The organism is Polaromonas sp. (genome assembly GCF_036676035.1).
Taxonomy (GTDB): Bacteria; Pseudomonadota; Gammaproteobacteria; order Burkholderiales; family Burkholderiaceae_C; genus Polaromonas.
Genome location: NZ_JAKFDR010000019.1, coordinates 1 through 7,400, shown reverse-complemented (window position 1 = coordinate 7,400; position 7,400 = coordinate 1). Strand labels below are relative to the sequence as shown.

Annotated in this window: 5 protein-coding genes; 1 reads left to right on the top strand and 4 read right to left on the bottom strand. The window is 65.0% G+C overall.

Going from position 1 to position 7,400, the window contains the following annotated elements:
- Positions 1-146: 146 nt before the first annotated feature.
- From V6M61_RS04370 to V6M61_RS04355, 4 genes are all read right to left on the bottom strand, one after another.
- Positions 147-1,364: an MFS transporter gene (locus tag V6M61_RS04370; protein WP_332775346.1), complete on the bottom strand. Its 1,218-nt coding sequence runs from the start codon at positions 1,362-1,364 to the stop codon at positions 147-149.
- Positions 1,365-1,386: 22 nt separating this feature from the next.
- Positions 1,387-2,355 carry a ribosome biogenesis GTPase YlqF gene (ylqF, locus tag V6M61_RS04365; protein WP_332775345.1) on the bottom strand — a complete coding sequence of 323 codons (969 nt, stop codon included), beginning with the start codon at positions 2,353-2,355 and terminating at the stop codon, positions 1,387-1,389.
- A gap of 256 nt (positions 2,356-2,611) precedes the next feature.
- Entirely contained in the window at positions 2,612-4,174 is a 1,563-nt protein-coding gene (gene gshA / locus V6M61_RS04360; RefSeq protein ID WP_332775344.1) for a glutamate--cysteine ligase, read from the bottom strand.
- Positions 4,175-4,430: 256 nt separating this feature from the next.
- A complete protein-coding gene (locus tag V6M61_RS04355) occupies positions 4,431-5,093 on the bottom strand; it encodes an alpha/beta hydrolase (protein ID WP_332775343.1) in 663 nt (220 codons plus the stop codon).
- Positions 5,094-5,565: 472 nt separating this feature from the next.
- Between V6M61_RS04355 and V6M61_RS04350 the strand changes: the two genes are divergently transcribed.
- Positions 5,566-7,173: a DNA-3-methyladenine glycosylase 2 family protein gene (locus tag V6M61_RS04350; protein ID WP_332775342.1), complete on the top strand. Its 1,608-nt coding sequence runs from the start codon at positions 5,566-5,568 to the stop codon at positions 7,171-7,173.
- Positions 7,174-7,400 lie beyond the last annotated feature (227 nt).

Below are 7,400 nucleotides of genomic sequence, written 5' to 3'. Positions count from 1 at the left end.
ATTCGTGCCCAGGGCAAGGCGCAAGCCGCAGCGAAGGCTGGCCGCCTTCGCAAGGGTTGCAACGCCGCCATGGGTGCGAAGACGCGCTTTCATGTTTCGATATTTTCGGGTTGCAGTACTAGGTGCAACGATAGTGAGCGTCGCCGTCAAGCGGCAAGAGAGCGCGCTTTCAGCCGGCGCACCACCCGCAGCATCACCACAGAGATCAACACACAGTAAACACCCAGCGCGACGATCAGCGCCGGGTAGCTGACGCCCGCGTCGATCAGCAGCCCGGCCATCCCCGGCCCCGTGGCCGAGGCAAAGACCAGCACGGCCACAATCACGGCGCGAATGGCGCCGAGATGCTTCACGCCATAGATTTCAGGCCAGAGCGATCCATACAGGGACAAGGAAAAGCCGTTGGATACACCGTACAGCGCCATGAAGGCAAAGACGATCCACGGCGCCTCCACAGACCCCAGCAACAGCAACCCGAGCCCCAGCGGCAGCAGGTAAAAAGGCAGCAGCACCCGGCCCGAGATGCGGTCTATCAGCTGGCCCGATACCAGCGTGAAAACGATGGTCATCACGGCATACAGCGTGAAAGACGAGGCGAAGAGTTCCAGCGACCAGCCGCGCAACTCGACCAGGTAGACCTGGTGAAAGAAGATGGTGTTTCCGATGAAAGCCGGCGGCATCATGGCCAGCATCACCCCGTAAAAAAGAGGGTCGCGCAGCACCTCTGCACGGGTCCAATCGCGCACGGTGCCGGCGCGCGCCGCCGGGTCGGTGGCTTGCGGCGCACGCTCCACGGCGGTCAGCGAGGCAATCACCGGCAGCGCCAGCAACAGCAGCGCACCGGCGGCAAGCCACCAGGTGTTGCGCCACCCCACCGAGGCGGCCAGCGCCACAAACGCCAGGGGAAGCAGCGCCTCTCCAGTGTTCAGCCCCAGCGTGGCGAGCGAGACCGCCCTGCCGCGCTGCGCTGAAAACCAGCGCGCCATGACGGTGAAGGCCGTGTGCGACATCATGCCCTGGCCAAACAGGCGCAGCAGGTAAACGGCCACGAACAGGGCCACGATGTGACGCGACAGCGCCATGCACGCGGCTGCCAGCGCCAGCATGGGCACGACCAGCAGGGTCACTTTTTTGGCGCTGTAGTGGTCTACCAGGTGGCCCAGGCGCGGCAAGGTGAGCGCGCTGGCCAGCGTGGCCGCCATGTACAGCGAGCCGAACGCGCCATGCGAGAGCGCGTACTCGCGGCGTATGTCGCCCGCCGACAGCGAGATCAGAAAGGTCTGGCCGAACGAAGAAAAGAAAAAGAGCAGAAAGCCGCCGCCCAGCCAGCGGGCGTTGTCGCGCAGAAAAACAATGAATGGCATGGGCGGGGTGGGTGCCGTCCTGCTACGGAGTTTCGGGAGTTTCGGGTTTGCCCGGCCGCGCAATCTTCTTGAACCGGATCAGGCGGTCGGTTTCAATCTTGTCTTTTTTGATCTGCCGTTCAGCGTCCACCTTCTGCCCGGCGGCCAGCCACTGGGCAAACTCTTGCGGCGTTTCCAGCGTGATGCGGCCCAGCGTGGCGGCGCGAAATTCATAAATCACGATTTCAGCGGCCTTCTGCAGGTTGACGCGGCCCTTGGCTAAAACCGCGCCGCGCTTGCGGCCGATGCCTTCAAGCAGTTGCTCGTCGGTGATGCCCGGCGCTATTTCCACCTTGTAGCGCGCGGCCAGCAGGTCGGGGTAGTCCTTGATCAGGTAATCGAGCAGCTCCAGCGCGACTTCTTCTTCGTTGAAGGCGTTGCGGCCTATCGCGCCGCTGGCAGCCAGGTTGTAGCCGCTTTTGGCCACGATGATGCGGGGCCACAGCATGCCGGGCGTATCCCACAGGTAAAACCCGTCGGCCAGCACGATACGCTGCTCCAGCTTGGTGATGCCGGCCTCGTCGCCGGTCTTGGCGGCGCGCTTGCCGGTGAGGGTGTTGATGAGGGTGGACTTGCCGACGTTGGGAATGCCGCAGATCAGCACGCGCATGGGTTTGACCATGCTGCCGCGCGTGGGCGCCAGCGCATGGCAGGCGTCGATCAGGCGGCGGGCCGGGGCGGTTTCGCTGGCGTCCAGCTCAATCGCGCGGGTGGCGGGCAGGCTGTTGTAATGCGCCAGCCACAGCGCGGTGCGCGCCGGGTCGGCCAAATCCTGCTTGTTGAGCACTTTCAAAGCAGGCTTGCCGCTGGTCAGCTCGGCCAGCATGGGGTTGGCGCTGGAGCCCGGCAGGCGTGCGTCCAGCAGTTCGATCACGACATCAATCTCCTTGATGCGCTCTTGAATAGCTTTTCTGGTCAGGTGCATGTGACCGGGAAACCATTGGATGGCCATCTTGAGGTTCTTTCTTGTCCGGGGCGTCAGTTCGTAAGCTAGCGCGAATTGTGACCCACTGGCGAACCACTGCGGCGCCCGGCCATACCGGGCTGCAGCTCAAACCGGCCGGTCAGGCCCGCTGCAGCGATCTGCGCAAGGCAAATCCGCTACCATTTTAATAGCTACTTGCGCACATTCCATAAGGGACAGAGGCCAATTTTGTGCTTATTAAAGCCCCAAACCGACCCTGCAGCCCCAGCGAACCCCAGCGAGCTTACGCCGCCTGCGCCAGGCTACGGGGCATCCCCAAACGGTCCGGCGACACATACTGCTCGCGGTAGATTTCAAACGGCATGGTGTCTGCCGCTTCAATCTTTTTCTGCTCTTGCACAGACTGCCGGCTCAGCGCCTCAAAGTGCGCTTGCTGGGCGGCCGTAAAAGGCAGGCCCAGCAGCGTGCTGCGGGTTTGGGCCGACTGTGCGCGGGCGAAGGCCACGAAGGAGCTGTTGTGCGCTTTGACCGTGGCGGCCAGCACGCGGGCCGAGGGCAGCAAGTCGGGGTTGCGCAGTGCCGTGCCGGCGGCGGCCAGTGCGTCGCTGTAGCTGGTGTTGCCCTGGGCGGCGTCCAGCGCGGCGGCAATCGGTGCGAACCCGGCGATCAGCTGGGCGCCCCACTCGGTCAGCGTGACTTCCTGGCCGGCACGCTCCAGCTGCAGGCCGGGCTCGCGGCCGCGGGCGGCGACGCGGTGCTGGTTGCGCGCCAGTGCGGCAATCTCTTGCGGGGTGTCGGGCGGGCTGTCCGTCAGCAGGCAGTGCAGCAGGAACATGTCGAGAAAACGCATGGTTTGCGCCTGGATGCCCACGGGCACAAACGGGTCCAGGTCCATCAGGCGCACCTCGATGTACTCGACCCCGCGCTCGCGCAGCGCGTGCAGCGGGCGCTCGCCGGGGTGGATGACGCGCTTGGGGCGGATGGTGCCGTAGAACTCGTTTTCAATCTGCAGCAGCGTGGTGGCCAGCTGGTTGTAGTCGCCGCCGGGGTTGCGAATGCCCACGGCTTCGTAGGCCGGATAGGGGCGCGTGAGCGCGTCGTGCAGCGAGGCGGCGTAGCCGTCCAGGCTGTTGTAGCTCACGGCCAGCGAGGCCTGTGCGTCACTCTGGTAGCCCAGGCGCCCCATGCGCAGCGAGGTGCCGTGCGGCATGTACATGGTGTGGTCGGTCAACGACTGCAGCTCGTGCTGGCGGCCGGCGACAAAGCTGGAGCACACGGCGGGCGATGCGCCAAACAGGTAGAGCAGCAGGAACGCGTGGCGGCGAAAGTTGCGGATCAGCGCAAAGTACTCCTTGCTCGACACATCGGGCAGCGACCAGTTGTAGTGAATGCCCGAGATGGTCTGCATGCGCCGGCCGTAACGGTGGGACAGGCCCATGCGGTAGACGCTCTTGGCGCGCCCGACGTTGGACGAACCGTAGCGGCCAATCGGAATGGTCTCGTCCGTCGGCAGGTCGCAGGGCATGCTGGAGACCCAGAGCATTTCGTCGCCCAGGGCCTGCATGCTGCGGTAGGTGAACTGGTGGATCTGCGTCAGCTCGTCCAGCGCGGCCTGGATGCCATCGTCCAGGCCCTTGTGCGCGCCGGTGACCAGCTCGACCTGCGATTCGCTGAAATCGGTGGTGATGCTGGGGTGTGTGAGCGCCGAGCCGAGTGCCGCCGGGTGCGGCGTGAGCGCCAGGGCGCCGCCGGGCTGGGCGCGCAGGCTTTCCTTTTCAATGCCGCGGCGCATGCCTTTGAGCCTCGTGGGGCCGAGCGCTTCAATGCGATCCTGCAAGCTGGTCATATCTATCTTCCCTCAAGGTCTTATGTTGGCGTGCAAGGTATCACAGGCCGGCGTTGTTTGCTGGCGGTGGCGCTGCCCTGCACTGGCCGGCCAGTGGCGCGCCCGACGTGCTGCCGGACCCGTCCATTCTTTTTGCTATCGTTTTAGTAGCTTTAATGGCACGTATTTATTGGGCTGCAGGCTTATTTCATCCTGTAAATCGCGGCTGAAAGCGGTTTGCTGCGCCCAGCCGGCACCCGGTCTTCCGGGAAAGCCCCTACGCCAGCACGCGCAGCAGCCATTGGTTTATATCGGCCACTTCTTCCATGCACACCGAATGCTCCATGGGGTACTCGTGCCATTCAAGCTCATAGCCTAACGCTTTCAGGGCGTCGCGTGAAGCGGTGGCGCCGGCCAGCGGCACCACGCTGTCGTGCCGGCCATGCCCCAGGAAAATGGGCAGCCCCTGGTTGGCCGGGTCGCGCTCGGCCGCCGCCTTGGCCGCCAGCGGCAGGTAGCCCGACAAGCCCATGATGCCGGCCAGCCGCTCGCCGTAGCGCAGGCCCGTCATCAGGGCCAGGGCGCAGCCTTGCGAAAAACCGGCCACGACGATGCGGCGGGCCGGAATGCCGCGCGCCATTTCGCGTGCAATCAGCGCGTCAATTGCCGTCTGCGACCGGCGCAGCCCCGGCTCGTCTTCACGGGCGGTCAGGTCAGCGCCCAGCAGGTCGTACCAAGCCGGCATCTGGTAGCCGCCGTTGATGGTGACGGGCATGACGGGGGCGTTGGGGAACACAAAACGCACCGGGCCCACGGCTGAGAGCTGGAGTTCCTGGGCGATGGGTACAAAGTCCCGGCCGTCGGCGCCCAGGCCGTGCATAAGCACCACGCTGGCAGTGGGGTTGGCGGCGGTTTCGACTTCAATGACTTCTAGTGACATGCGCTGGCTCAAAAATGGTTGGTGGTGAGTAAAGAGGCCTTACCTTTAAATGTAGCAAGGGAAACCGGGGCTGGGGACTCAGAACCTGTTTACGATCTGAACGAGGCCGCGTTGGGGTGCAATCGGGATGAGTGGGGCGCTCGGGTCCGCCGCATGGGCTAATGCCCATGCAAGGGCCCGGGTGGCTCAATCGCCCGACCGCACAGCCGGCCGGCTGTGCGTCGTGCGGCTGCCCCCATGGGGATGCAAACGCGACCGCGTTTGCGTCACCCCAACCCGAAGGGCAAGCGCCTTCTCGGGCGGTCTGCGGCGTTGCGGCGCTTGCCCATAGCCCAAGCTATGGGCGGCGCACCGCGCCTTGCATCCCATCCCGAGAAGGTGCTTGCGCGGCCCCGTTTAGATCGTAAACAGGTTCTCAGGGATATGTCCGAAAACGGCTAGTAAAAAGCTGCGCCCGGCGTAACATGCACCCATGACCAGCGCCCAGCCCCCCCTCGCCGACAACGACTGCTACCTCGCCCTGAAGGCGCGGGACGCACGCTTTGACGGCAGTTTTTTTACCGGTGTTACATCCACCGGCATCTACTGCCGGCCGGTCTGCAGCGTCAAAACACCCAAGCGCGAAAACTGCCGGTTTTTCAGCCATGCGGCACAGGCCGAGAGCGCCGGCTTTCGCCCCTGCCTGCGCTGCCGGCCCGAACTGGCGCCGCACTCGGTGGTGTGGTCCATCCAGGACGCCTCCTACATCCTGGCCCACCAGGCGGCCCGCCTGCTGGATGAGCCTGAAGATATAGCCCCCACGCTTGTCGCTTCGCGTACTACGCTGCCCCCCGAGGGGGCTGGCCTTGCTTGGGGCGGCCCGGCGCTGCGGCCTTCAGGCCTGGCACTACAGGAACCCACCGTCGCAAAACTGGCGGCTCGGCTGGGCGTGAGCGACCGCCATGTGCGGCGGATTTTCGAGGCGCAGTTTGGCGTCTCACCCATGCAGTACCTGCAGACGCGCCGGCTGCACACCGCCAAGCAGTTGCTGGCCGATACCAGCCTGCCCATCACGCAGGTTGCGCTGATCAGCGGCTATGCCAGCGTGCGGCGCTTCAACGCCGCCTTTGTCGAGCACTACAAGCTCAACCCCACGCAGCTGCGGCGCCAGGGTGTGAGCGATGCCGGCCAGGCCAACGGCGCCGCGCCGGGCATCACCATCCGGCTGGGCTACCGGCCCCCTTACGACGTGGCGGCCATGCTCGCCTTTTTCAGCCAGCGGACCATCCATGCCATTGAATTCGTGGCTGCCGATGCGCAACACCCCTCGATAGGCAGGACATTTCGTGTGGAGTCCGGCGGCAAGGTGCACGCCGGCTGGTTGCTGGCGGCCTTTGATGAGGCGCGCTCCCGGCTGGTGCTCAACGTCAGCGACTCGCTGCGCGAGGTGCTGCCGCTGGTGATTCGCCGGGTGCGCGCCACGTTTGACCTCGACGCCGACCCTGCGGCCATCAACAGCGTGCTGCATGCCGGATTCCCCCAGGGCGATGGCCTGCGCGTGCCCGGTGCGCTCGATGGCTATGAGCTGGCCGTGCGCGCGGTGCTGGGCCAGCAGATCACCGTGGCTGCGGCGCGCACGCTGGCGCAGCGCATGGTCGACCGCTTTGGCGAGCCGGTGCAAACCCCCTGGCCGCAGCTGACCCGGCTGTTCCCGGCGCCTGCCGTGCTGGCCGCGGCCAGCGGCGATGCGCTGGGGCAGCTAGGCATTGTCAGGCAGCGCCAGGCTGCCATTGTGGGCATCGCGCAAGCAGTGGCCGACAAACGCCTGCAGCTGCATAGCGGCGCCGATGTGCATGCCACGCTGGAGGCGCTGAAGGCCTTGCCCGGCATCGGCGACTGGACCGCGCAGTACATCGCCATGCGCGCCCTGCGCTGGCCCGATGCGTTTCCGGCGGGCGATGTGGCGCTGCACAAGGCGATGGGCGTGCAGGGACTGAAAAATCCGGCCCGGGAAGCCGAGCTGGCCTCGAATGCATGGAAGCCCTGGCGCAGCTATGCCGTGATCCGTGCATGGAGCGGCACGCTGGAGCGGCCCGGTTGACCCGGTTGATGGGCTGAGGAGATTCATGCGCTTAGGGAATGAATACACCCTCTCGATTTCATTGGACGGAAAAGCGCCTTCGGGCGACCATGGCCGGCGAATGATCGAGCCAGCCTTCTGAATACGCCTGCATGACAGGCAGACCCTCGAAACCTCGAAACTCGAAACCATTCAAAGGTGAACCAGATGAAATTTGACCGCTCCATCGTTCAGACCACGTTCCAAAG

Coding starts and splice junctions, on each gene's coding strand:
- ylqF (WP_332775345.1), bottom strand. CDS start 2,355: ATGGCCATCCAATGGTTTCCCGGTCACATGCACCTGACCAGAAAAGCT.
- V6M61_RS04355 (WP_332775343.1), bottom strand. CDS start 5,093: ATGTCACTAGAAGTCATTGAAGTCGAAACCGCCGCCAACCCCACTGCC.
- V6M61_RS04370 (WP_332775346.1), bottom strand. CDS start 1,364: ATGCCATTCATTGTTTTTCTGCGCGACAACGCCCGCTGGCTGGGCGGC.
- gshA (WP_332775344.1), bottom strand. CDS start 4,174: ATGACCAGCTTGCAGGATCGCATTGAAGCGCTCGGCCCCACGAGGCTC.
- V6M61_RS04350 (WP_332775342.1), top strand. CDS start 5,566: ATGACCAGCGCCCAGCCCCCCCTCGCCGACAACGACTGCTACCTCGCC.